At 61.0% G+C, this 23,862-nt stretch carries 25 protein-coding genes; 14 read left to right on the top strand and 11 right to left on the bottom strand.

What is annotated here, in order from left to right; all coding sequences use genetic code 11:
- Positions 1-357: 357 nt before the first annotated feature.
- From EDD52_RS06250 to EDD52_RS06270, 5 genes are all read right to left on the bottom strand, one after another.
- Entirely contained in the window at positions 358-798 is a 441-nt protein-coding gene (locus EDD52_RS06250) for a lipocalin family protein (RefSeq protein ID WP_165907469.1), read from the bottom strand.
- Between the two features lie 65 nt (positions 799-863).
- Positions 864-1,499, bottom strand: a complete 636-nt coding sequence (locus tag EDD52_RS06255) for an SGNH/GDSL hydrolase family protein (RefSeq protein WP_132242995.1) — start codon at positions 1,497-1,499, stop codon at positions 864-866.
- Between the two features lie 376 nt (positions 1,500-1,875).
- Positions 1,876-2,589, bottom strand: coding sequence for an RlmE family RNA methyltransferase (locus tag EDD52_RS06260; RefSeq protein ID WP_132242997.1), 714 nt, complete (start codon positions 2,587-2,589; stop codon positions 1,876-1,878).
- A gap of 148 nt (positions 2,590-2,737) precedes the next feature.
- A complete protein-coding gene (locus tag EDD52_RS06265; RefSeq protein ID WP_132242999.1) occupies positions 2,738-3,850 on the bottom strand; it encodes a Ppx/GppA phosphatase family protein in 1,113 nt (370 codons plus the stop codon).
- A 77-nt stretch (positions 3,851-3,927) separates the two neighbouring features.
- Positions 3,928-4,590 (bottom strand): sulfotransferase family 2 domain-containing protein, encoded by a 663-nt coding sequence (locus EDD52_RS06270; protein WP_341539835.1) that lies wholly within the window; start codon positions 4,588-4,590, stop codon positions 3,928-3,930.
- A 278-nt stretch (positions 4,591-4,868) separates the two neighbouring features.
- Between EDD52_RS06270 and EDD52_RS06275 the strand changes: the two genes are divergently transcribed.
- From EDD52_RS06275 to EDD52_RS06295, 5 genes are all read left to right on the top strand, one after another.
- The gene (locus EDD52_RS06275; protein ID WP_132243003.1) at positions 4,869-5,165 is read left to right on the top strand and encodes a virulence factor; all 297 of its coding nucleotides are present in this window, start codon (positions 4,869-4,871) and stop codon (positions 5,163-5,165) included.
- 26 nt (positions 5,166-5,191) lie between these two features.
- Entirely contained in the window at positions 5,192-6,115 is a 924-nt protein-coding gene (locus EDD52_RS06280) for a methylenetetrahydrofolate reductase (RefSeq protein ID WP_132243005.1), read from the top strand.
- Between the two features lie 10 nt (positions 6,116-6,125).
- Positions 6,126-7,199 (top strand): dihydropteroate synthase, encoded by a 1,074-nt coding sequence (locus tag EDD52_RS06285; RefSeq protein ID WP_132243007.1) that lies wholly within the window; start codon positions 6,126-6,128, stop codon positions 7,197-7,199.
- 321 nt (positions 7,200-7,520) lie between these two features.
- The gene (locus tag EDD52_RS06290) at positions 7,521-7,937 is read left to right on the top strand and encodes a response regulator (RefSeq protein ID WP_132243009.1); all 417 of its coding nucleotides are present in this window, start codon (positions 7,521-7,523) and stop codon (positions 7,935-7,937) included.
- 129 nt (positions 7,938-8,066) lie between these two features.
- Entirely contained in the window at positions 8,067-9,200 is a 1,134-nt protein-coding gene (locus tag EDD52_RS06295; protein WP_132243011.1) for a glycosyltransferase, read from the top strand.
- Positions 9,201-9,209: 9 nt separating this feature from the next.
- Here the strand turns inward: EDD52_RS06295 and EDD52_RS06300 are convergent, their stop codons facing one another.
- Complete coding sequence (locus EDD52_RS06300; protein WP_132243013.1) at positions 9,210-9,626, bottom strand: DUF1810 domain-containing protein; 417 nt, start codon at positions 9,624-9,626, stop codon at positions 9,210-9,212.
- A gap of 317 nt (positions 9,627-9,943) precedes the next feature.
- Here EDD52_RS06300 and EDD52_RS06305 point away from each other — a divergent pair, with 317 nt between their 5' ends.
- The 6 genes from EDD52_RS06305 (at position 9,944) to ptsP (ending at position 16,938) form a co-directional block, all read left to right on the top strand.
- Entirely contained in the window at positions 9,944-10,735 is a 792-nt protein-coding gene (locus EDD52_RS06305) for a phytanoyl-CoA dioxygenase family protein (protein ID WP_132243015.1), read from the top strand.
- A gap of 109 nt (positions 10,736-10,844) precedes the next feature.
- Positions 10,845-12,050, top strand: coding sequence for a 3-deoxy-D-manno-octulosonic acid transferase (locus tag EDD52_RS06310; RefSeq protein ID WP_243651857.1), 1,206 nt, complete (start codon positions 10,845-10,847; stop codon positions 12,048-12,050).
- A gap of 111 nt (positions 12,051-12,161) precedes the next feature.
- On the top strand, positions 12,162-12,632 hold the full coding sequence (locus tag EDD52_RS06315) for an NUDIX hydrolase (RefSeq protein WP_132243017.1): 471 nt from the start codon (positions 12,162-12,164) through the stop codon (positions 12,630-12,632).
- A 61-nt stretch (positions 12,633-12,693) separates the two neighbouring features.
- The gene (locus EDD52_RS06320; RefSeq protein ID WP_132243019.1) at positions 12,694-13,128 is read left to right on the top strand and encodes a DUF1178 family protein; all 435 of its coding nucleotides are present in this window, start codon (positions 12,694-12,696) and stop codon (positions 13,126-13,128) included.
- A gap of 211 nt (positions 13,129-13,339) precedes the next feature.
- Positions 13,340-14,575 carry an aspartate kinase gene (locus tag EDD52_RS06325; RefSeq protein ID WP_132243021.1) on the top strand — a complete coding sequence of 412 codons (1,236 nt, stop codon included), beginning with the start codon at positions 13,340-13,342 and terminating at the stop codon, positions 14,573-14,575.
- Between the two features lie 122 nt (positions 14,576-14,697).
- Positions 14,698-16,938, top strand: a complete 2,241-nt coding sequence (gene ptsP / locus EDD52_RS06330) for a phosphoenolpyruvate--protein phosphotransferase (protein ID WP_132243023.1) — start codon at positions 14,698-14,700, stop codon at positions 16,936-16,938.
- 16 nt (positions 16,939-16,954) lie between these two features.
- Here ptsP and EDD52_RS06335 read toward each other — a convergent pair whose 3' ends face one another.
- Positions 16,955-17,695 carry an EcsC family protein gene (locus EDD52_RS06335; RefSeq protein WP_132243025.1) on the bottom strand — a complete coding sequence of 247 codons (741 nt, stop codon included), beginning with the start codon at positions 17,693-17,695 and terminating at the stop codon, positions 16,955-16,957.
- Between the two features lie 49 nt (positions 17,696-17,744).
- Positions 17,745-18,230, bottom strand: a complete 486-nt coding sequence (locus EDD52_RS06340) for a GNAT family N-acetyltransferase (protein ID WP_132243027.1) — start codon at positions 18,228-18,230, stop codon at positions 17,745-17,747.
- A 75-nt stretch (positions 18,231-18,305) separates the two neighbouring features.
- On the opposite strand from EDD52_RS06340, the gene EDD52_RS06345 reads away from it, so the two are divergent.
- Complete coding sequence (locus EDD52_RS06345) at positions 18,306-18,911, top strand: flavin reductase family protein (protein WP_132243029.1); 606 nt, start codon at positions 18,306-18,308, stop codon at positions 18,909-18,911.
- A 135-nt stretch (positions 18,912-19,046) separates the two neighbouring features.
- Here the strand turns inward: EDD52_RS06345 and EDD52_RS06350 are convergent, their stop codons facing one another.
- Positions 19,047-20,681: a SulP family inorganic anion transporter gene (locus EDD52_RS06350; protein ID WP_132243031.1), complete on the bottom strand. Its 1,635-nt coding sequence runs from the start codon at positions 20,679-20,681 to the stop codon at positions 19,047-19,049.
- A 183-nt stretch (positions 20,682-20,864) separates the two neighbouring features.
- On the opposite strand from EDD52_RS06350, the gene EDD52_RS06355 reads away from it, so the two are divergent.
- Together EDD52_RS06355 and EDD52_RS06360 are read left to right on the top strand one after the other, a co-directional pair.
- The gene (locus EDD52_RS06355) at positions 20,865-21,740 is read left to right on the top strand and encodes an S-methyl-5'-thioadenosine phosphorylase (RefSeq protein ID WP_132243033.1); all 876 of its coding nucleotides are present in this window, start codon (positions 20,865-20,867) and stop codon (positions 21,738-21,740) included.
- Between the two features lie 93 nt (positions 21,741-21,833).
- Positions 21,834-22,364 (top strand): adenine phosphoribosyltransferase, encoded by a 531-nt coding sequence (locus tag EDD52_RS06360; protein WP_132243035.1) that lies wholly within the window; start codon positions 21,834-21,836, stop codon positions 22,362-22,364.
- A 129-nt stretch (positions 22,365-22,493) separates the two neighbouring features.
- Here the strand turns inward: EDD52_RS06360 and EDD52_RS06365 are convergent, their stop codons facing one another.
- Positions 22,494-23,120 carry a 3-oxoacid CoA-transferase subunit B gene (locus EDD52_RS06365; RefSeq protein ID WP_132243037.1) on the bottom strand — a complete coding sequence of 209 codons (627 nt, stop codon included), beginning with the start codon at positions 23,118-23,120 and terminating at the stop codon, positions 22,494-22,496.
- Entirely contained in the window at positions 23,120-23,824 is a 705-nt protein-coding gene (locus EDD52_RS06370) for a CoA transferase subunit A (RefSeq protein WP_132243039.1), read from the bottom strand. Before EDD52_RS06370 ends, EDD52_RS06365 begins: the two co-directional genes overlap by 1 nt.
- Between the last annotated feature and the right edge of the window lie 38 nt (positions 23,825-23,862).

The following is a 23,862-nucleotide window of genomic DNA, read 5'->3' on the forward strand; positions in this document are numbered from 1 at the left end:
CCGCCCCGTCCGGCGTCCCGTTAGCGCCTCAGCGCCGCCGGTGAAGGGGGTTCTACGGTTAGTTGACGATGCCCGCAAGCAGTTTTTTGAAGAAAATCGCCCTGAACCCCATTTTTTTCCATTTCGGTCAAATTATTCCGGCCATTCATCTGCTAAACTATTGTTATTAAATAATTTACGTCGGCTCTATCAAAAGCGCATATTTTGCGCAAGCTGGCCGTTCCCGGCCTTTTCACCACCTTTCACCCACAGAACAGCGCAAACACGCCGAAGAATCTGCCCTGATTGTCGTTGCCGAACCGGAATCAATGGTCTGCGGATGGGTCTCGTGCCGAGAAATCGTACTGAATCGGTGAATCAGTGGCGTCGCAGCCGCGCGGTGTCATATCCGTTGAAGTCCAGCAATTCGCGAGCGGCACGAAAACGATCTGGTCGAATGCCGTCGCCGCGATTCAGAATCCAGCCAAAACTGCCCGAAGGTGTGCCCAAGACGGCTGTTCCGAAATCTTCGGCAACCCAAAGGATCCAGATCGGTTCGGCACCCTCCGCTTCCAGGCGACCAAAGGGAGCTACGGTATAGAGTACTGTTCCCGCCGCCCTGCCCGGTGACGGCTGGCATCCCGCGACGGCCATTCGCCCATCCAGCATCGGCGTGAACCGGATCTCCTTGCAGGCTGCGCCGTCATATTCAGGATTGAAGCTGGCCAATCGCGTCCATGTACCAGCGAAACGCTGTGGGTCGAACCTCGTGCTGGACGAGATCGCAACTGAGCTGTCTCGATAGCTGACCTGTGGCATGGGCGGTCCTTCCGGACCGACGCGAGTGCAACCGGCGAGCAGGAGAGCAATAAGAAGAGCGCGCCTCATCCCTCTGCCCCCAACTGATCTGCCACCTTCTCGGCCATTACGGCTGCGAAGGAGACATGGGCCTCGGCGTCCCAATGCACGCCATCAATATCGGACACTTCTATATAGGAGCCTGCATCAACAAATCCGCAGCCCTGCGCCTTCGCGATCTGTGCAAGGTGAGCAATCAGACCCTCTTGGCGTCGCTCGGCCCCCACATAGACCTCTTTCAACCCGCCAACTTCGCGCACCGGAACGGGCGCGACGATCAGAACGGCAAGGCCGGGAAGCTCGTCGCGCGCTGCCAGCACGAGACGTTCCACCGAGCGGGCAATCTCCCATGATGTGACCGAGAAGCGCGATTTCAGGTCATTTGTTCCTAACATGATCACCAACAGGTCGATCGGGGCGTGGCTTGGCAAGATGGCGGGCAAGACGCTCAGCCCATTCCGGGCGCCCCCTTCTATAGGGTCGTCATGCACTGTCGTGCGCCCGGGCAATCCTTCGTCGATGACGCGCACATCCGGTCCAAGCTGCGCAGCCATCACCGCGGGCCAGCGATGGGCGGGTGAGAAACGCTCTGACTGGCCCGGCCGTTGCAGAGGCTTCGTGCCGTGGGTGTTGCTGTCACCATATATTAGTACCGTCTGCATCGCTCTGCCTTTCCGCGTTCCACACGGCCCAGCATTGGCACAAGCGTCAGAGCTGTCCAGCGAACAATGGATTGCCCCCCGGCCCCGTGCCTCACGCAATGTGCAGGCTGCCCCTTTGGGCGACCGGTCTTTGCGTTAGGAAAATCCCAAGACTTCCGTTCCAAGCTCGGGAACAAAGGGGAAACCAAGTGATCCAGGCAGATAGCAGCGCTAATGTGATAATCGGCGTCTTCAGAACGCCACCGCGTCCAAAGTCACGCGAGCCACATGTTACTGACAGGGCTGCGGCGCATGATCAGGAATATGCTTGCGTGTCGCCGCATTTCGCGCGCAGGTTTCAGGCCATTGCGTTGGCCTCTTTGGAAAGATGGCCGCTTCAGGACTGAATGTCGCCCCGGAAACCGGTTGCCACAACGAATTTCTCCGAACTGTCGGCGCGCGAGGATGGCGGCTTGACGTTCGCGACCTTCTCAAAGCGCTGCTTGAGAAGCTTCTGCAGGTCCCCCTCTGCCCCGCCTGCCAGCACCTTGGCAACGAAGGTGCCACCCGGTGTCAGTACGTCGAAGGCAAAATAGGCCGCGGTTTCGCAAAGATTGATGATCCGCAGGTGATCGGTCTGTTTGTGGCCAGAAGATGACGCGGCCATGTCGGACATCACCACATCGGCCGTACCGCCCAGCCATTCGCGCACCTGCTCGTCCGCGCCTTCGTCAAGAAAATCGAGCACATGGATCTCTGCACCCGGGATCGTCTCGACCTCTTGCAGGTCAATGCCCAGAACAAACCCCACGGCCTTGCCGGTCCTTTCGCCAAGCGCATTCACGCGCTTGACCGCAACCTGGCACCAACCGCCCGGTGCGCAGCCAAGGTCCACCACCCGCGCGCCGGGCACGAGGAAACGGAACTTTTCATCAAGCTCCAGGATCTTGAAGGCCGCCCGCCCCCGGTAGCCTTCGGCCTGCGCGCGTTTGACATAAGGATCATTGAGCTGACGTTGCAGCCAGCGCGTCGAGGACAATTTCCGCCCGCGCGCGCTTTTGACTTTGACTTTCAGGTCGCGCTGCCCGCGCCCGGAGGTGTTTTTTGTCATGTCCTGCCTCGGGTGTTGCGTTACTTAGGACCCAAATGGGCCATGCGGGCGGGTTTTTCCACCGCCTAATCCTGGTTGGCCCCGCGATCCGGCAGAAAAGTCGCCCCGAAGGGCGCATTAACACACTTCGGACCGACCAGCGCCCGCGCTAGTACGGACCATCCTCCAGCACACCGTCGCTGCACATCTGAGCGTAAAGCAACCCCTCGCGCAGACCACGGTCAGCGACCGAAAGGCGATCCGTCGGCCAGCAGCGCAGCAATGCTTGCAAGATCGCAGACCCCGACATGATCAGGGCTTGCCGGTCCTGTCCGATGCGCGGGTCACGGTGGCGCCCCGCAGGGCCCATTTCAAGATAGCGGTTGATGACCTTTTCGATCTGATCGGATGTCATTCGCAGCCCATCGACCTTTGTACGGTCGTATCGCTTCAACCCCAGATGAGAGGCGGCAACCGTTGTGACCGTGCCTGACGTCCCGACGATCTGAAACCCTTCGCGGGCCTGTTCGTCCTTATAGGGTGCAAATTCAGACAGGTTTTCCTCGAAGAACCAGCTCATCAAAGCATAGCGAGCCGCGTCATCCTCCACGTCGGAGAATTGATCGCGCAGTGTTGCGACACCCAGCGGGACAGATATCCAATCCACCACTTTTGCCGCGGCAAACGGGCTGACAGTGGTGTGAAACCCCGCATGCAGGCGCATGATCGCCCGCGGCCGTTCGCGGTGCGGCACCGAGGACAGGTCAATCCAGACAAGCTCTGTCGATCCACCGCCGATATCGACCACCAAAAGCTGTTCGGTCTTGGTGGACACCAAAGGTGCGCAAGAGATCACGGCAAGCCGCGCCTCCTCCTCCGGCTGGATAACCTCCAGCTCCAACCCGGTCTCGCGCCGGACCTGACGGATGAAATCCCGCGCATTGACCGCACGGCGGCAGGCCTCTGTCGCAACCAGACGCATCCGCCGCACCTCGTGGCGCTGCAATTTCTGGTGACAGACCCGCAAGGCCTGGATGGTACGGCCCATCGACGCGCGGCTCAAACGGCCAGACTTCTCCAGCCCAGAGCCGAGCTGAACCGACTTGGAGAAACTGTCAACTACGTGAAACTGGCTGCCCTTTGGCTGGGCAATCAGCATTCGACAACTGTTCGTGCCCAGATCCAACGCGGCATAAAGCTCGGATGGATCGGGCGGCTTCGGCGCGGACCACTCAACCGGTTTCGGGAATGCGCCCGCACCCTTGGGACGCTTTGGCGCCATTTTTGCGCCTTCCTGATTTTCAACTTGTGGTCACGATACGCAGCTAGGGGCCGGGCTGCAAGAATGTCGTTAAGATGCTAGAGCGGATTCTCGAAATAGTCGGACAGATGAGCGTATTCCTCATCCAGCATCGGGCGGATCGCATCGATGGTCTTGGGGGCCAGATCCCCCAGCGACAGTTTGATGTCAGAGGAATTCTCGCGCGGCATCTCGACGGGCTTGCCAACGATCCTCGACAGGTCATGTGCCAGCTCGCCCATGTCCTCGGTCCGGTAGACGCGGTCATATTGCAGCGGGTGCGGCCCGATGAAAAGCTGCGTGCCAAGGCAATGGTGTTTGATGACAGAGGCCGCCTTCATGTAGTCCCGCAAGTTCTGAAAGAAAAAGTCCGGATCGGGATCCTTGCTGAGATGGGCGTAATTGGGGTCGGTCTGCATCTTCCAGCTGCTGTGCAGATCACGGAAATGCACAACCCGGTTTGTATAGACCGACATCATCCTGCGGGCGGGATCGCGCACCACCGTAAAGCGGTAGAAATCCGTAAACCGGTTCCAGCGCCGCTGCCTGAAGCGTGTGGTTGGATAAATCTTGTGCCAGGTCATCACGGTGATGTCCTCGGCAGGCGGGATCGTCACGCGACTGTCAAGATGCGCAAGCGCTGCCTTGACCGAGGAACAGCCCGCTTTCGGAACGGCCATGTAGGCGACTTTGTATTCTGGAAGGAAGATGGCCAAGAGCAACCTGTAAACATTTCCGTCGGCGCCGCTTTCGCGCGTCCGTCACTGGCGCCACTATCCGCGCTGCGCCACACAGGGTCAAGCCGTGGCAGGGATAGCTTGGGATAACATGAGCCGCACTCATCATCTGCCCACGGTTATTTCAAGCCCGCAGCACTGGCCCCCCAAGGCCGCTGGACATAAGGTGGCGGCGTCGCTCAAAGCGTCACAGATGTCGAAAAACGACGCCGGAACGCTGTTGCGGTGAATTACAGATGCTTAACTGGTCTGGGGAATCGAAGATGCCCGATGTCACTATTGTCTACTGGCGGGATATTCCTGCGCAGGTCATCGTCGGCAAGGGCCGTCGCGGGGCGAAGGCTCAATTGCCCGAACGTTTCGAACAGGCGATTGACCGCGCGGCGATGAAATCCGGCGCGGCGGGCACGGATGATTACCTGGCAGAATGGCGCAAGGCGGCGCCCTATACGGTTGACGGCTCCTCCGAAGAGGTTCTGGCAGCCGAGGTGGCGCGGCTGGATGCCGAATATGACCGAGACCGTATCAAGCAACTGATCGACAACAATGGCCGGGCATGAGTCCAGCCAGGCTTTGGGAGGCCGCGATGGCGCTTTTGAATTTCCGCAAGAAAGTTGAAACCGCGCCGGGCCCCTCGCCCGAGATGCAAGCCTTCCTGAAAGGCTACTCGATCGAGGTCATGCCGCGCACGGCCGAAAAGGTCGAAAATTTCCGCGACCTGCTGCCCGAGGGCACGCGTGTCTATATCGCCCATATCGACGGGACAGAGATCACCGACATGGTGACGACGGCAGCACGGCTTGCGCGCGACGGCTATGCCGTCATGCCGCATTTTCCCGCCCGGATCATAAAGGACAAGGCCACGCTCGCCGATTGGATCGCGCGCTATCAGGGAGAGGCGGGCGTCACGCAGGGCCTGCTTCTGGCCGGTGGTGTATCCCAACCCGTGGGGGCCTTTGACAGCTCCATGCAACTGCTGGAAACCGGTCTGTTCGACAAGGCGGGCTTCACCCGTCTGCACGTGGCGGGCCACCCCGAGGGCAACCGCGACATCGACCCGGATGGCAGCATGACGAATGTCGATGACGCGCTGCGCTGGAAACAGAAATTCAGCGAACGCACCGATGCGAAGATGGCGCTTGCCACGCAATTCGCCTTTGACGCCGATCCGATCATCGCATGGGCCGACGGACTGAAGGCGGCTGGCATCGACCTGCCCATCCATATCGGCATCGCCGGCCCCGCCAAGCTGCAGACGCTGATCAAGTTTGCCATCGCCTGCGGTGTGGGCCCCTCGCTGAAGGTCTTGCAGAAACGTGCGATGGACGTGACAAAACTGCTGCTGCCCTACGAGCCGACCGACGTGCTTGCAAAGCTTGCAGCCCACAAGGCGGCCAACCCCGACTTCAATATCGAACAGGTGCATTTCTTCCCGCTTGGCGGGATCAAGACGAATGCGGCCTGGGCCACCCAAAATGGTGGCGGCGCCACCAAGCCAGCCAATAGCTGAGAGGAATAGAATGACCCGTACTGTCGTTGAATCCAAAACCAAAACAGCAATCATAGGGTTTGACGAGCCGTTCTGCGTGATTGGCGAGCGGATCAATCCCACCGGTCGCAAGATCCTGTCCGAAGAACTGGAGCGCGGCGATTTTTCCCGCGTCGAAGCCGACGCATTGGCGCAGGCTGCGGCCGGGGCGAATATTCTGGACGTGAATTCCGGCGCGGTCTTCTCCAACAAGATGGCCGAAGACCCGCGCTATGCCGACAACAACTTTGTCGAGCCGATGCTGATGCCCGAGTTGATCAATCGCATTCAGGCCGTCACCGACACGCCGCTTTGCATCGACAGCTCTGTTCCCGGTGCGTTGCAGGCCGGGCTTGAGGCTTGCGAAGGCCGCCCCCTGCTCAATTCCGTCACGGGTGAGGAAGAGCGGCTGGAGCTCGTGTTGCCGCTGGTTAAGAAATACAACGTGCCCGTCGTGGCAATCTCCAACGATGACACCGGTATTTCCGAAGACCCGGACGTGCGCTTTGCCGTGGCCAAAAAGATCGTCGAACGCGCGGCTGATTTCGGCATTCCCGCGCATGACATCGTGGTCGATCCGCTGGTCATGCCGATCGGGGCAATGGCGACGGCCGGGCTTCAGGTCTTCGCGCTTGTGCGTCGCCTGCGCGAGGAACTGGGCGTGAACACCACCTGCGGCGCGTCCAATGTCAGCTTTGGTCTGCCCAACCGGCACGGAATCAACAATGCGTTTCTGCCGATGGCCATGGGGGCGGGCATGACATCTGCAATCATGAACCCGGTGGCGCTGCCAGTGAACCAAAAGAAGATCGCCGAGAAAAAGGCCGAAGTTCTGGCAGCCGGGATCATCCTTCCCGACGGTATGGACGACGAAACCTTCGTGACGCTTTTCGGCATGGGCTCCACCCGGCCTCGCCCGGGCAAGGAGATGGAGGCGATCCGCGCCGCAAACCTGCTGACCAATAATGATCCCAACGGGGGCTCGTGGATTCAGTTCAACAAGGTGGGCGGTCAGCCGGGCGAGGCGACGTCGGGTCGTCGCGGTGGACGCCGCCGTCGCGCCTGACATCTACTACGCATGACAATCCGGGGCCCGCAGGCAATGCCGCGCGGGCCCTCTTTGTATCTACCACCCATCCAATTTTGTCCTGTCGCGACGAGTGCAAGGCGCCTGTCGCCTGCTGTCACCCGTGACAGGATTTTTTCAAAAAATGGGGAACCAACCCGCCGCTTTCGCGTTTCCTGAAAGCAGAACCGAAGTGTAGTGGTACAAGACGCCCCGTTTTTCGTTGCAAAGTGAATGCGTTACGGCATGAAAAGGCCGCAAGCTAAGTCGATCAAGGGGTCCGGATGACCAATAGACCAATCAACGCCGAGTGGTCACACCGTGACTGAAGCCGCTCTTGCAAGCGCGGACGCCTCTGCACGCGCGGACGCCTCGCGGCCGTCGGTCTTTCTTGTCGAGGATGACGCGCTTATTGCGCTGGATCTCGCGATGCAGGTCGAAGACATGGGCTACGATGTATTGGGGCCCTACCACAACGTGGCCACGGCGATGGCCGCGCTGGAGGAACATCTACCCGATGCAGCTGTGCTTGACTTCAATCTGAGCAAGAACGAGACCTCTGCCCCGATTGCAGAAAAATTGATCGCGACCGGTGTCCCACTGACGTTTCTCAGCGGATACGCCCCGTCGGATTTTCCTGAAATGTGCGGTCTGACGGGACAACGGGTGTTGTGCAAACCGGTCAATTCCAAGCATCTGGAAGAGACACTGGGGACCCTGACGGCCAACCGGAAATAGCGCCTTCGGGGCTTGCCCGAATTTCGACGGGTTGCCCCCTGCCCGGTCCGTGGCTGTCTCCTCAATAGATTGCCGAACGGCGGCGGCGCTGCTACGGAACCCTGCAAGGATCAACAGGGAACGAAGCGCATGCGCACGGCGATTGTCACAGGCGAATACCACATCGGCGGTGAGACCTTCATCAATCGCCATATCCAGCACTTGTTCGGCGGCGATACGGTTGTGGTTTGCGGTCGCTTTCACGGCAGCAATCCTTACGACAAGGCCTGGTTCGCGCGGCGGGAGAGGCCAACCACGACCGATTTGCTGACCGCGCCATATTGGATGATGCGCAACCGCATCCTGCACAACACGTCGCGCCTGCCTTTCGGGCGGGCCAAGCGTGACCTGACCACCTTTCTGCGTGACCAGAAGGTAGAGCTGATCCTTGCGGAATTCGGCACGCAGGCGCTGGCGATGGCCCCGTTGGCCAATGAGCTGGACCTGCCGATCTTTACCTATTTCCGGGGCACGGATGCCTCCAAGGCGATTCAGACCGAACGGATGCGCGAGGCCTACCGGCGGATGATGCCGCGCCTTGCGGGCGTCTTTTCAGTCTCGCAATTCCTGCTGGATAACCTGGCCCGGCATGACATCCGTCACCCGGACTCTGTCGTGATCCCATCGGGCGTCGATGTGCGGCGCTTCGTTCCGGGGCAAAAGCAACCGCTCAGCTGTCTGGCGGTGGGCCGGTTTGTAGAGAAGAAAGCGCCGCTGACCACTTTGCGCAGCTTTGCCGAGGCCACCCGCGACCTACCGCATGCGCGGCTCGATTTCATCGGCGACGGCCCCTTGCTCGCGCCCGCACAGGCGCTGGCCGAGGAACTGGGCGCGAAGGAGCGCGTGATCTTTCACGGCAGCCAGCCTCATGATTTCGTGCGTGGAAAGCTGGCGACCGCGCAGTTCTTTCTGCAACATTCAATCACAGCCGCAAACGGAAACACTGAAGGGCTGCCGACCGCGATCCAAGAGGCGATGGCCTGCGGCTGTATCACCGTGTCGACCCGACATGCCGGCATCCCCGAAGCAATCGACGAGGGCAAGACCGGCTGGCTGGTGGAAGAACATGACGCGGACGGTTTCACCACCGCCATCGGCCGCGCAATGCAGGCCACAGACACCGGGGAGATGGCCAGCCTTGCCCGCCGCGTCGCCGAAGAGCGATTCGACAACGACGTCTTGCTCAAGAAGCTGGAAACCCACATCCGCGCGACCCTTGCCTGAGGCGCGGCGCTACTCGCGCGACAACTCTTTCAAGGTCAGCGGGCATGGCGTTCCGCCGTAGAAGGCACTCAGAATGTCATCAAACACGCCCTTTTCGTTGCACTGGGCCGCGAACAGCGTGGCGGAGGAACGCAGCTTCAGCGCATCGACCTTGCCAAGGATACGCTCGGGCGGCGTCTGTGAGTGGCGCAACATTTCCTGCGAAATTTCAATCAGCCGCGCGCCCAGAACCGGGTGCGCAAGATATGCGGCGGCCTCTGCCCCGTCGCGGATGCCGAAAATCTTGGAGGTTTCCGACCGTCCGAGCGAGGCAAGCTGCGGGAAGATGAACCACATCCAGTGCGTGACCTTGTGGCCATCGCGCACTTCGGCCAGCGCAACCGGATAGGTCTGCGCCTGAACTTTCAGGAACCGATCCAGCGACATCGCATACCTTCAGACTGCCCCGCTTCGCGCCCAATCTAACGCGCCATCTCTAAAGGGGAATACGGAAATTTCTTCGCGGGGTTGGCTTGACCGCACGCACGGTTTGATGTCACCCGATAAAATCATGATTTCACTGTAATTTTCGCCCTTTGCGTCAGATTAAAGATCGGCGAGTTTCCACCACTTCAAATTGAATTAGACACCAAGGCGCTTCGGCATACAGCCATTTTGCATGGAATTATCACCCCTGTACCGGCTGGACTTCCTCTCCACGCCTCCGCAGGATCGGCGCTGTTGACCAGGAAGGGAAAGGTGCCATGTCCGACCCAATTGCATCCGAAACCATCGCCGCTTTTCAACGCGACGGCGCGGTGATGATACCGGGCCTGTTCGCCGGGCAGGTCGAAGCGTTGCGCCGCGGGGTGGAACGTAACATGCAGGCCCCGGGCCCCTATGCTGCCGAGAACCTAAAGGAGACGGAAGCCGGGCGTTTCTTCGACGATTACTGCAACTGGCAACGCATCGAGGAATTCGAGGCAGCCGCGCATGATGGCAGGATCGTTGCCGCAGCCGCTGGCTTGATGCAAAGCCGGTCGGTGCAGCTGTTTCACGACCATGTACTGGTCAAGGAACCGGGCACATCGAAACCAACGCCCTGGCACTCGGACGGCCCCTATTACTTTGTTCAGGGCCGTCAGACCGTCAGCTTCTGGGTGCCGCTCGATCCGGTCGAGGAGGCTTCCTTGCGTCTGGTCGCGGGTTCGCATTGCTGGGACAAGCCCGTGCTGCCAACGCGCTGGCTGACCGAAGAGACCTTTTATCCTGACCCGGACGCCTTCATGCCGGTGCCCGATCCGGATGCCGAGGGAATGCGCGTGCTGGAATGGAAAATGCAGCCCGGCGACGCCGTGGCCTTTGGCTTCGACGTGTTGCACGGCGCGCGCGGCAATACCACGAAGCAGCGCAGGCGGGCTTTCTCGCTGCGGCTGGTGGGCGACGATGCGCGTTACGTGGAACGTCCCGGCCCGACCTCCCCGCCCTTTCCGGGGCATGAAATGCAGGCAGGTCAACGCCTTCGCGAGGATTGGTTCCCGGTTCTGACCTGCTGAGAGGGTACTCCAGACTTGCCAAAAGCGGTGCTCCGGCATAGGTCGTAAGCACAGCCTCCTCTTCTCCCGCAAAGCATCGTTGTCGCCTGTGATCGTTTACCGAATACTCATGACCTTCGTGTCGCTCGTGCTGTTGCTGCGTGATTGTCTGCGTGGCGACTGGGCGCTCGCAGCCGGTCGTCTGGGACGCGGCGCTGCAGCCCCCGGGCCGCATCTGTGGTTGCACGCGGCTTCCAATGGGGAATTGACATCGGCCCGCCCGCTGATTGAACATGTTCTCAGCCTCCGCCCCGACCTTGGTATCCTGATCACCTGCAACACTGCATCTGCCGTGGAGCTGGCCAAATCGTGGCAACTCGACCGGGTCAGCGCGCGTCTTGCGCCGTTCGATCTGGGTTTCATCAATCGGCGGATGCTGAAGAAATGGCAGGTGGTGGCGCATGTCACCATGGAATCAGAACTCTGGCCCGACCGGGTGATGCGCTGTTCGGCAGCGGGCATTCCGGTCGCGATTTTCGGCGCGCGACTGACACAGCGCACCGCGCGGGGTTGGGCACGCGTCGGGCGCCTGTCGCGCCGGATCCTGGGGCGGATCAGCTATCTTTCCGCGCAGGACAGCCGGTCTCTTGCCCGCATGCGGGCGCTGGGGCTGCGCGCCTCTGCTGCCGGGCCGGTTCTGGACCTCAAGGCAAGCTACACGCCACCGCCCGACCTGACACCCGACACCGCGCTGCATGCGGCCTTTCCCAGGGCACAGACATGGTTGGCGGCCTCCACCCATCCCGGGGACGAGCAGGTGGTGATCAAGGCGCATCTTCTGGCCCGTGCCAGCCGCCCGGATCTGCGGCTCATCCTTGCGCCGCGCCACGCAAGGCGCGGAGATGGCGTCGCGGCACAGCTTGAAGCGGCAGGTTTGGCCTTTTCCCGGCGCAGCCTTGGCGAGCCGCCTGCGAAAGAGGTGCTTCTTGCCGACACAATGGGCGAAATGGCACTTTGGTACGCGCAGGCGGGCATCGTCTTTATCGGCGGCACGTTGAGCGATCGCGGTGGCCACACGCCCTACGAACCCGCCGCCTTTGGTGGTGCTATTGTCCACGGCCCGGATGTGCACAATTTTTCGGCAGCGTTTTCGCGGCTGCAACGCGCCGGGGCCGCGCTTTGCATCAAGACCCCGCAAGATTTGGCACAGGCGTTGGTCGAGCTGGAAAACCCGGCCGCACAGGCCCGTCTGGGTGTTGCGGCACAAGATGCATTGCATCAGGCCGACGCGTTGGAGAGGGTGAAAGCCGATCTCGGGCGACTGCTCGCCGCGTGAAACTCCGATCCACTGCCGCAATTGCCGACAGGACCGGAAACTCAGTCTGGCCAAGTCGCGATTTGCCCTCTAACACTTGACTCACCCTGCCACCGTAATCGGTATCGGATGATGCTTAACGGAAAGCCTCAGACAACGACTTTCCGCACCGTCGGTCCCGGCGGCCTGCACACGCAATGCGCGGCGCTATGTTACCGGATTCGCAAGGGAAAACCTCAGATCCTGCTGATCACCACGCGCGGATCCAATCGATGGATTCTGCCCAAGGGCTGGCCGGTACCGGGAAAGACGCCGGGGCAATCTGCCCAAGTCGAAGCCTGGGAAGAGGCCGGCGTGCGCGGCGCGCTGCATGACCAATGCATCGGGCTGTTCACCTATTTCAAGGCGGGCGGTCGCCAGACTGGCATGACCTGCATGGCCATGGTTCATCCCCTGAAAGTCAAGGCGTTGTCCAAGACCTACCCGGAGGCTGGCCAGCGCAAGCGAAAATGGTTCGGCCGCAAAAAAGCCGCAGCCTATGTGCAGGAGCCGGAGCTTGCGCAACTGCTGCTGCACTTTGATCCGAAAACCCTGCAGCGCTAGATCCGCTTGATCTTGCCGCGACCGTGCTTATCTTTGGTGGGCAACGTTTTTTTGGCCTCACATGATCCAGTACACTCTCAGATGCGCGGAAGATCACCGCTTCGACAGCTGGTTTCAATCCGCATCCGCTTTCGACAAGCTGAAGGCATCCAGCATGATCGCCTGCGCGGTCTGCGGCACGACAGAGGTGGAAAAGGCGATCATGGCCCCGCGGGTAAGCCAGTCGCGCGGCCCCGACGTGCCCGACACCCCCACACCCCTGTCGCAACCGGCGACCCCGGCAGAACAGGTGCTGGCGGAACTGCGCAAGCATGTCGAAAAGAATGCCACCTATGTCGGTCGGGACTTCGTATCCGAGGCGCGCGCGATGCATGATGGCGAGGCACCCACTCGCTCGATCTGGGGTGAGGCGAAGGGCGAAGACGCCAAAAAGCTGATCGAGGATGGCATACAGGTAGCCCCCCTGCCCTTCATGCCGACGCGCAAGACCAACTGAGCATACCCGGCATTTCACCGCCGCAATCATCCTGAAAGATACGTGCCGCACGAACGTCGTCAGGCCGCCCCCTGCATCCGAAACTACAGCAGCTGGAGTGTCTTATGCGCGGCCCTCGCGGCCGTTTGGCGCGGTTGGGCCTGCCCGCCAGCCCTTGCCCTTGTCGAATTGCTTGCGTAAATGGCCCTGAACCAGAACCCGAGGGCCAAGCATGCCAGTTCTTGTGATGAAATTCGGCGGGACATCCGTCGCCACCCTGGATCGCATTCGGCGCGCCGCCAAACGTGTGGGCGTCGAAGTGGCCAAGGGCTACGACGTGATCGTCATCGTTTCGGCCATGTCGGGCGAGACGAACAAGCTGGTTGGCTTCGTGAACGAAACCTCCCCATTATTTGATGCACGCGAGTATGACGCGGTTGTCAGTTCTGGCGAGAACGTGACCGCCGGGTTGATGGCGCTGACCCTGCAAGAGATGGATATCCCGGCGCGCAGCTGGCAGGGCTGGCAGGTGCCGGTGCGCACCACCTCTGCCCATTCCGCCGCGCGAATCGAGGAAATCCCGAACGACAACATCAACGCGAAATTTGCCGAAGGCATGCGCGTGGCCGTGGTAGCGGGCTTTCAGGGCATCAGCCCCGAAGGTCGCATCACCACGCTGGGGCGGGGCGGATCAGACACCACCGCCGTGGCCTTTGCAGCCGCCTTTAACGCGGAACGCTGCGACATCTATACCGACGTGGACGGCGTCTACACAACAGATCCGCGCGTCAGTGCGAAGGCACGCAAACTCGACAAGATTGCCTTCGAAGAAATGCTGGAACTGGCCTCTCTGGGGGCCAAAGTGCTTCAAACCCGCTCTGTAGAGCTGGCAATGCGATACAACGTGAAGTTGCGCGTTCTCAGCTCTTTCGGAGAGCAATCTGACGACGCAGGTACATTGGTCTGCGACGAGGAGGAAATCATGGAAAATCGCCCGGTCTCTGGTATCGCCTTTTCTCGGGAAGAGGCGAAGATGACCCTTGTCTCCGTCGCCGACCGCCCAGGTATCGCTGCGGCGATCTTCGGGCCGTTGTCCGATGCCGGCGTCAATGTCGACATGATCATCCAGAATATCGCCGAAGCCGGCCGTACGGATATGACCTTTTCCTGCCCGAACGATCAGGTTTTGCGGGCCGAAAAGGCGCTTTCAGAGGCGAAAGAGCGCGGCGAGATCAATTACAAGGAACTGATTGCCGACAAGGATGTCGCCAAGATTTCCGCCGTGGGGATCGGGATGCGCAGCCAGTCCGGTGTCGCCGCGAAGATGTTCAAGACATTGTCGGCGGAAGGCATCAACATCAAGGTCATCGCCACGTCCGAGATCAAGATCTCTGTCCTTATCGACCGCAAATACATGGAGCTGGCCGTCCAGGCGCTGCATGATGCTTTCGAGCTTGAAAAAGACTGATCGGCAAGGGATTCCCGTTTAACGCGAAATTTCAGTGATGCGGCCGCATTACTCGTTTCGCATCCGGCATGCATGTGGTCTAAGGTTGGTCGACCGAGGATCGAAGGAACACCGACAGTAACATGGTGCCAACGACTGAATCCGAAAGCCGCAAGCTGCTTGGCCGTTTGCGCGACACGATGGCCGAGGATGCAGCCGGGCAGGCTCGCCTCGACAACATCACCCATTTGACCGCGGATTCGATGAAGACGGAGGTCTGCTCCATCTACCTCTTCCGCGATGAGGACACGCTGGAGCTTTGCTCGACCGAGGGTCTGAAACCCGAAGCCGTTCACCAGACCCGCATGCGTCTTGGCGAGGGCCTTGTCGGGCGCGTCGCCAAGACCGGCAGCATCGTAAATGCCGCCGATGCCCCGTCGGAAAAGGGTTTCCGCTACATGCCGGAGACCGGGGAAGAGATCTATTCCAGCTTCCTTGGCGTGCCGATCCAGCGGCTTGGTGAAACGCTCGGCGTGCTGGTGGTTCAGTCCAAGCAAGCGCGCCAGTTCACCGCCGACGAAACCTACGCCCTTGAAGTTGTCGCCATGGTTCTGGCGGAAATGACAGAGCTGGGCGCCTTCGTCGGAGAGGGCGCGGCCCTGTCCGCGCGTCATCAGCATCAGGTCGTGCTGCGTGGAACCACCGGCCAGGAAGGCACGGCCGAGGGGCATGTCTGGCTGCACGAACCCCGTGTCGTGGTCACGAACCCGATTGCAGACGACCCCCAGCGAGAGCTGGTACGCCTGCATGAAGCCATTGAAGAGCTGCGCATCGGCGTGGACCGGATGCTCGAAGGCGCTTCGGGCGGCGATTCGGAACAGCTTCAGGTGTTGGAGGCGTATCGGATGTTCGCCAATTCCAAAGGCTGGATGCGGCGGATGGAAGAGGATATCGATCGCGGTCTTTCGGCAGAAGCCGCCGTCGAAAAGGAGCAATCCACCGCGCGGTCGCGCATGGCGCAGGTGACAGATGGCTACCTGCGCGAACGCCTGCACGATCTGGATGACCTGTCGAACCGCCTCTTGCGCCTTTTGTCCGGTCAGGGCCGCGAGACGGGTGCGGAACTTCCCGCCGATCCGATTCTCGTCGCTCGCAATATCGGACCGGCCGAATTGCTGGATTACGGGCGCGCACTCAAGGGCGTTGTGCTGGAAGAAGGCTCTGTCGGCAGCCATGCCGCAATCGTGGCGCGGGCGCTGGCCATTCCGCTCGTCATCCATGCCGGGCGCATCACGACAGAGGCGCTCAACGGCGATCATATCATGGTCGATGGCGATCAGGGGATCGTTCATCTGCGCCCCGATGATACGGTTGTCACGGCCTTTCGCGACAAGATGGCCATGCAGGCCGAGGCGCAGAAACGCTATGCCTCGATCCGTGACAAACCGGCAGAAACCCAGTGTGGCAAGCGCATTGCACTGATGATGAATGCCGGGCTTATGGCCGATCTGCCCTCGCTCGCCGGATCCGGCGCAGAGGGGGTGGGCCTTTTCCGGACAGAGCTGCAATTCCTTATCCGCAACAAGATGCCCCGCCGGTCAGAGCTTTCCGCGCTATATGCGCGCGTGCTGGACGCGGCACAGGGTCAACGCGTCGTGTTCCGCACGCTCGATATCGGGTCGGACAAGGTCCTGCCCTACATGAAACCCAATGACGAGCCCAATCCGGCGCTTGGCTGGCGGGCGATTCGCGTAGGGCTCGACAAGCCGGGGGTCATGCGGATGCAGCTTCAGGCGCTGCTGCGGGCCGCCCAGGGTCGGCCGCTTTCGGTCATGTTCCCCTTCGTCGCCCAATATGAGGAATTCCGCGCGGCACGTGCGGAAATGGACAAGGCGCTCGCCCGCGAGGTCAAGCTGGGCCACGCGTTGCCCAGCCGGATGGAAATCGGGGCGATGCTGGAAACGCCGTCGCTTGCCTATGCGCCAAAACAGTTCTTTGAAGAGGTGGAGTTCCTCTCGATTGGCGGCAACGACCTCAAGCAGTTCTTTTTCGCAGCCGACCGGGAAAACGAGCGGGTGCGCCGTCGGTATGACACGCTGAACGTGAGCTTTCTGACCTTTCTGGAACAGATCATCAGGCGCTGCGAAGAGACGGGCACGAATCTTTCGTTCTGTGGCGAAGATGCCGGCCGTCCGGTCGAAGCATTATGCCTTGCCGCGATCGGGATTCGCACCCTGTCCATGCGGCCTGCCTCCATCGGGCCGGTAAAGCACCTTCTGCGACGGTCCGATCTGGGCGAGGTCAAAACGGTGATCGAAGAGGCCCGCGACCGGGGCGAGGAATCGGTGCGGGGCGCTGTGATGGATTACCTGCGGTCGGCCTGAACCACGCAATTCGCCGTCACAGGCGTCTGCGCAGATCCTCGATCAGCTCCACCGGCGCACGCCCACTGCGGCGCGACAGCGATTCCAGCCCGAACTGCACATGGGCCATTTCCTGATAGTAGCTGGTATAGGCATAGTTCGTGGCGGCACCGGCAATTGCGCCGAGCACCGGCACCGTTTGTGCTGCGAGCTTTTGGCCCAGCACCGTGGCGAGCCTGGGCGCGACCCGCGCGATGACCGAATGCACCGTGGCACCCGTCAGCGTGACGCGCGCCGACAGGAAGGCCAGGTCGGCACCGTCATCCCTCTCCAGCGGCCCGGCGCTGGCAAAGACCGACAGGCACAGCTTGCGCACTTCGGGATCTTCCGGATCAAGTCCATATTCGGCCGCAATCCCTTGAATCACACGCAGAAGGACGGTCGTCGTGACCGGCAATTCCGTCAGCGCGGTGGGCAGGCCGCCGAAACCGCCCGCAGCCCCCATCGTGGTGGTCACCGCCGTGTTGAGCCAGCCGCGCTGGTCTGGCACCACGTTGCGCGACCGCGCAGCGGCCGACATTGCCACCGTCAACGCCCGCGTTGTGGCGTCCTCCAGCCGGTCCTTGATCGTGTCGGGCAGCCGTTCAAGCAGGTTTTCCGCCTGTCCGCCAAGAAGGTTGAGCACATGCATTCCCACCCCGCCAGCCGCCTTGTGTCGCCGCGCAAGCTGATCAAGCTCTGCATCGACATCCGTGGTAAGAAGCGCGGTTCCGGTCATCATATCCTCCTGCTGGATACAGATAAGATTGGCGTGCCGGGTCCCGGTTTCAAGCGTCCCGCTCTACCGTGCCCGTAACACCTGCCCATGCATCCGGCACCAGCGAGAGGGCCAGCACCCGTTCGGGGTTGGTCGGCGGCGGCATTTCCACCCCCGCGATACGTTCGAAACCGAAGCGGCTGTAATAGGGCAGATCGCCAACCAGAAGCACGCGTTCCCAGCCTTCCTCGCCCGCGGCGGCAAGGCTGTCGCGAATCATCGCCGCGGCCAGCCCTTCACCCTGGGTGGTGGGATGCACGGCAATCGGCCCCAGCAGAAGGACGCGTCTGTCCCCCACCCGGACGGGCCAGTAGCGCAGCGCGCCGCCAAGCGTGCCCATCTCATCGCGTGCGATCCTGCAAAGCGAGGTGACCGGCTCCACATCCTCGCGCAACCGGTAGGAAGACAATGCGGTGCGGCCGGGCGCGAAACAAAGATCGTAAAGCGCTTCCACTTCCCACCAATCGTCTGGTTTCTCTTTTTCAAGGTGGTACACGTGTGGCCTTTGGACTTCGCGGTTGACTTTGCCCTAGCACGGTCCAAGGTCCCGATCAAACAGGAGAAAGCGCAAATGTTCTATCGCCCGCAAGACGGTCACGGCCTGCCCCACAACCCGTTCAATGCCATTGTGACCCCCCGCCCGATCGGCTGGATCGCGACCCGGGGCGCCGACGGGCGTGACAACCTTGCCCCCTATTCTTTCTTCAATGCCGTGGCGTATGAGCCGCCACAGGTCATGTTTGCCTCCACCTCGGCCAAGCCTGACCGGGACGGCACAAAGGACAGCGTTGCGAATATCCGCGATACCGGGGTGTTCTGCGTCAACATCGTTGAATTCGCGATGAAGGACGTGATGAACAAGACGTCCGGGCCCTGGGACCGCGAGGTTGACGAATTCGAACTGGCAGAGATTGAGAAAGCTGAATGCGACACCATCGCCTGCGCCCGCGTTGCCCAGGCCCCGGCCAATCTTGAATGCAAGCTGACGCAGATCGTAAAGCTGCCGGGGGCCGCGAATTTCGCAGTCTTTGGCGAGGTCACTGGCGTGCATCTGCGCGATGACTGCCTGAAGGATGGCGAGTTTGATGTGCTCAGCTTCAATCCGCTGACCCGCATGGGCTATCGCGACTACTCCGTCATTCGCGAGAAATTCAGCCTGCAACGTCCGGGCGAATGACCAACGGCGTGGCGCGTAATCACTGGCAACCGAGTTGCGTCAAACCGGTAGCAAGTTGCGCTCAGGTCCAAAGGATCTGACGTGGAAAAGGGGGCCGTGGCCCCCTTTTCCTATGACATATGTTCAGGCCTGCGGTTAATGCCCGCCCAGAATACCCGTGCGCACATTGTAATCCACGGCGAGCTCGTAATCCGGATCATCGTCGCTATCGACAACAAGATGCCCCGCTTTTTTCAACAGGCGGTGGCAATCGTGGCTCAGGTGACGCAACTTGATGACCTTGCCCGCGGCTTCATACTTGGCCGCCAGAGCCTCAATCGCCTGAAGCGCGGATTGATCCACCACGCGGCTGTCCGCGAAATCGACGATCACCACATCGGGGTCGCCCGCGACATCAAAGAGCTCTGCAAACCCGTCAGCCGAGCCAAAGAACAGCGGTCCCTGAATCTCATAGACCTTGGCACCGTGATCGGTCACGGAATCGCGGGTCTTGGCGTGGATGCGGCGTGCGTTGTTCCAGGCATAGGCCAGCGCCGAGACGATCACGCCAACGACAACCGCAACGGCAAGGTCCGAATAGACCGTCACAACCGTCACCAGAACGATCACGAACGCATCCATAAGCGGCACTTTCGCGAGGATCTTGAGAGAGTTCCAGGCGAAGGTCCCGATCACCACCATGAACATCACGCCGACAAGTGCTGCCAGCGGAATGACTTCGATGATGGGCGACGCAAAGAGGATGAAGACCAGCAGGAAGAGCGCGGCCGCGATGCCCGCGACACGGGTGCGCCCGCCCGATTTCACGTTGATCATCGACTGACCGATCATCGCGCAGCCGCCCATGCCGCCAAAGAAACCGGTGACGGTGTTGGCAACGCCCTGCGCCACGCATTCCTGGCTGGCCCCGCCGCGCTTGCCTGTCATCTCGCCGACAAGGTTCAGCGTCAGCAGGGATTCGATCAGGCCGATCGCGGCCAGAATCACCGCGTAAGGCAGGATGATCTGGAATGTCTCATAGTTCAGCGGCACCACCGGGATGTGGAACGCAGGCAGGCCGCCCTGGATCGAGGCCAGATCGCCCACACGCGGCACATCCAGACCCATCGCGATCACGATGGCCGCAACGATGCCGATGCCCGCCAGGGGCGCAGGGATCACCTTGGTGATCTTTGGCGTGGCCCAGATGATCCCCATGGTCAGCGCAACCAGTCCCAGCATCAGGAACAGCTGCATCCCTGACAGCCACTCACCGCCGGTCATGCCGTGACCATTGCTGACGACCGATCCGGGCACCTTGAACTGCGTGAGCTGTGCAAGAAAGATGACGATGGCCAACCCGTTGACAAAGCCCAGCATCACCGGATGCGGCACCAGCCGGATGAACTTGCCCCATTGCATGACGCCCGCGAAAATCTGCAACAGCCCCATCAGGACAACCGTCGCAAACAGGTATTCAACCCCGTGCTGTGCGACCAGCGCCACCATTACGACCGCCAAGGCGCCCGTGGCGCCGGAAATCATGCCGGGACGCCCGCCAATCAGCGCGGTGATGAGCCCGACCAGAAAGGCCGCGTAAAGACCCACCAGCGGGTGCACCCCGGCCACGAAGGCAAAGGCCACTGCCTCTGGCACAAGCGCCAGCGCCACGGTGAGGCCGGACAGCAGTTCGATCCGCAACCGGGTCGGTGTCAGCTTTTCGTCGGATAGAATGGTCAAATCGGATGTCGTGATACGACGGGCAAACGAAGCCAGCATGGCTCGGGGCATGGGCAGTCCTTCGGAAAATTGTTCGCGCTATCGGGCGCTATTACTGCAAACCCACCCGATTGACCACCGCCGCGGCCAAAAAACGGGCATGCCGACAGCGCATGGCTCGACCAAGCTTTGCGAAACACTTTTCTTCGCCTCATCCGCAGTGCAGGCTGCCAAAAACCGGCAGGAGCAAGTGACATGAGCGACAGGATGATTGCGGTGATCGGAGGGTCTGGCCTTTACCGCATTGACGGGCTGGAGGATGCCAGCTGGCAGGATGTCGAAACGCCTTGGGGCCGCCCTTCCGACCAGATCCTGACCGGGCAGATCGACGGGATCGAGATCGCGTTTCTTCCCCGGCATGGGCGCGGGCATGTGCATGCGCCCTCCTCCGTGCCATACCGGGCGAATATCGATGCGCTCAAACGGCTGGGTGTAACGGATCTGATAAGCGTAAGCGCCTGTGGCTCTTTCCGCGAAGAAATGGCGCCGGGGCATTTTGTTATCGTCGATCAGTTCATCGACAGGACGTATCTGCGCGAAGGCAGCTTTTTCGGCACCGGATGCGTGGCCCATGTCAGCCTGGCCCATCCCACCTGTCCAGAGCTTTCGGCAACCTGCGCCACCGTGGCGGAGGATGCGGGCGTGACCGTGCACCGTGACGGCACCTACCTCGCCATGGAGGGGCCGCAATTTTCTACCTTGGCGGAATCGCGCCTTTTCAGGGAAAGCTGGGGCGCTGATGTGATCGGAATGACGAACATGCCCGAAGCCCGGCTCGCCCGCGAGGCAGAGCTTTGCTACGCCTCCATCGCCATGGTGACCGATTTCGACAGCTGGCACCCGGACCATGGCGAGGTTGTTATTGCCACGATCATCGCGACCATGAGCGGCAACGCTGAAAAAGCCCGCAAGCTGATCGCCCGTCTTCCTGCCGCTCTGGGTGCGGCCCATCCGCCCTGCCCAAAGGGATGCGACCGGGCGCTGGAAGGCGCGATCCTCACCACGCCGGAGCATCGCGACCCGGCATTGGTAGCGCGGCTGGACGCGGTCGCAGGCCGGGTTCTGGACTGATCCGGGCAGCCAAGTCACGAAACATCTTGACCAAAACGCCTCCAGCACCCAAAGCCCGCGTGATATCCAAAAGACGAAAAGGCGCCCACAGCCATGAAAACCGTAAAGGACTACATCCGCACGATCGTGGATTTCCCGCATGAGGGCATCCTGTTTCGCGATGTGACCACGCTCTTTGCCGACCCGCGCGGCTTTCGCATCGCGGTTGACCAGCTCTTGCATCCCTATGCCGGGATCCGCTTTGACAAGGTCGTGGGACTTGAGGCACGCGGTTTCATCCTCGGCGGCGCGATTGCCCATCAGCTGAGCGTTGGCTTTGTGCCCATCCGCAAGAAAGGCAAGCTGCCCGGCGCGGTCATTTCCGAGGAATATCAGCTGGAATATGGCGAAGCCGTGGTGGAAATCCATGACGATGCGATCAAGGCGGGCGAGCGCATTCTGGTCGTTGATGATCTGCTGGCCACGGGCGGCACCGCAGAGGCCGGCATACGCCTTGTCGAACGATTGGGGGGCGAGATTATCGGCTGCGCCTTCATCATCGACCTTCCCGACCTGGGCGGGCGCAAACGGCTAGAAGCGCTCGGCATGGATGTCCACGCCCTCTGCGCCTTTGAAGGTCACTAAGACCCGGCCGTGTCGGTGATTTGGAGAGTTGGCTGCAAGGCGACCGCGGGGCCGATCCCCGATCTGCGCCTTCGCTTACTGGAAACGGCGCGCGCAGAACGCGCACGCCGTGGGGTGACAATTGGAAGATCAGTTGACGATCGTCGCCTCGGTGGCGGCGCGCAGCTCGTCCTCGGTGACACCTTCGGCGGTCTCGACGATCTTCAAACCGCCTTCGACCACGTCCAGCACGCCCAGATTGGTGATGATCCGGTCCACCACGCCCTTGCCGGTCAGCGGCAGGGTGCATTCCTTCAGCAGCTTGCTGTCGCCATGCTTGTTGGTGTGATCCATCACAACCACGACGCGGCCGACGCCTGCCACCAGATCCATGGCCCCGCCCATGCCCTTGACGAGCTTGCCGGGGATCATCCAGTTCGCCAGATCGCCATTCTCTGCCACTTCCATGGCACCCAGAATGGCCGCCGCGATCTTGCCGCCCCGGATCATGCCAAAGCTGGTCGCGCTGTCGAAATAGGCGGTGCGGGCCAGTTCGGTGATCGTCTGCTTGCCCGCGTTGATCAGGTCAGGATCTTCCTCGCCTTCAAACGGGAACGGCCCCATCCCCAGCATGCCATTTTCCGACTGCAGCGTGATGTCCTTGTCGCCCACATAGTTCGCGACCAGCGTCGGGATACCGATGCCAAGGTTCACATACATGCCGTCTTCAAGCTCTTCTGCCGCGCGCGCGGCCATCTGGTTGCGATCCCAAGGCATTATGCTTCCTCCCGCTTGCGGACGGTCCGCTGTTCGATGCGTTTCTCGTGCTCGCCCTGAATGATGCGGTGCACATAAATCCCCGGCAGGTGAATGTGATCGGGGTCGAGCGTGCCGCGTTCGACGATCTCTTCGACCTCGACCACGCAGACCTTGCCGCACATCGCGGCGGGCGGGTTGAAGTTGCGCGCAGTCTTGCGAAAGACAAGGTTGCCCGTGTCATCGGCTTTCCACGCTTTCACGATGGCCAGATCCGCGACGATACCGCGTTCAAGGATATAGGTTTCGCCGTCGAAATCCTTGTGCTCTTTGCCTTCGGCGATCTGCGTGCCGACACCGGTCTTGGTGTAGAACCCCGGAATGCCGCAACCGCCCGCGCGCATGCGTTCGGCCAGCGTACCCTGCGGGTTGAATTCCAGTTCCAATTCTCCGCTCAAATACTGGCGCATGAATTCGGCATTCTCGCCAACGTAAGATGAAATCATCTTCTTGACCTGGCGGGTCTGTAGCAAAATACCGATGCCAAAATCGTCAACGCCTGCGTTGTTCGACGCAAAGGTCAGCTCTTGCGTGCCGGCCTCTTTGATCGCCTGCAACAGCAGTTCCGGGATGCCGCAAAGGCCGAATCCTCCCGCCGCGATCGACATGCCGTCGAACAGCAGCCCATCGAGGGCTTCCGCCGCCGATCCGTAGACTTTCTTCATGAGACGCTCCTTGACTGAATGCGCGAGTTGTCGCGTGC

The sequence above is a fragment of the Primorskyibacter sedentarius genome (assembly GCF_004342065.1).
In the GTDB taxonomy this organism is placed as follows: domain Bacteria; phylum Pseudomonadota; class Alphaproteobacteria; order Rhodobacterales; family Rhodobacteraceae; genus Primorskyibacter; species Primorskyibacter sedentarius.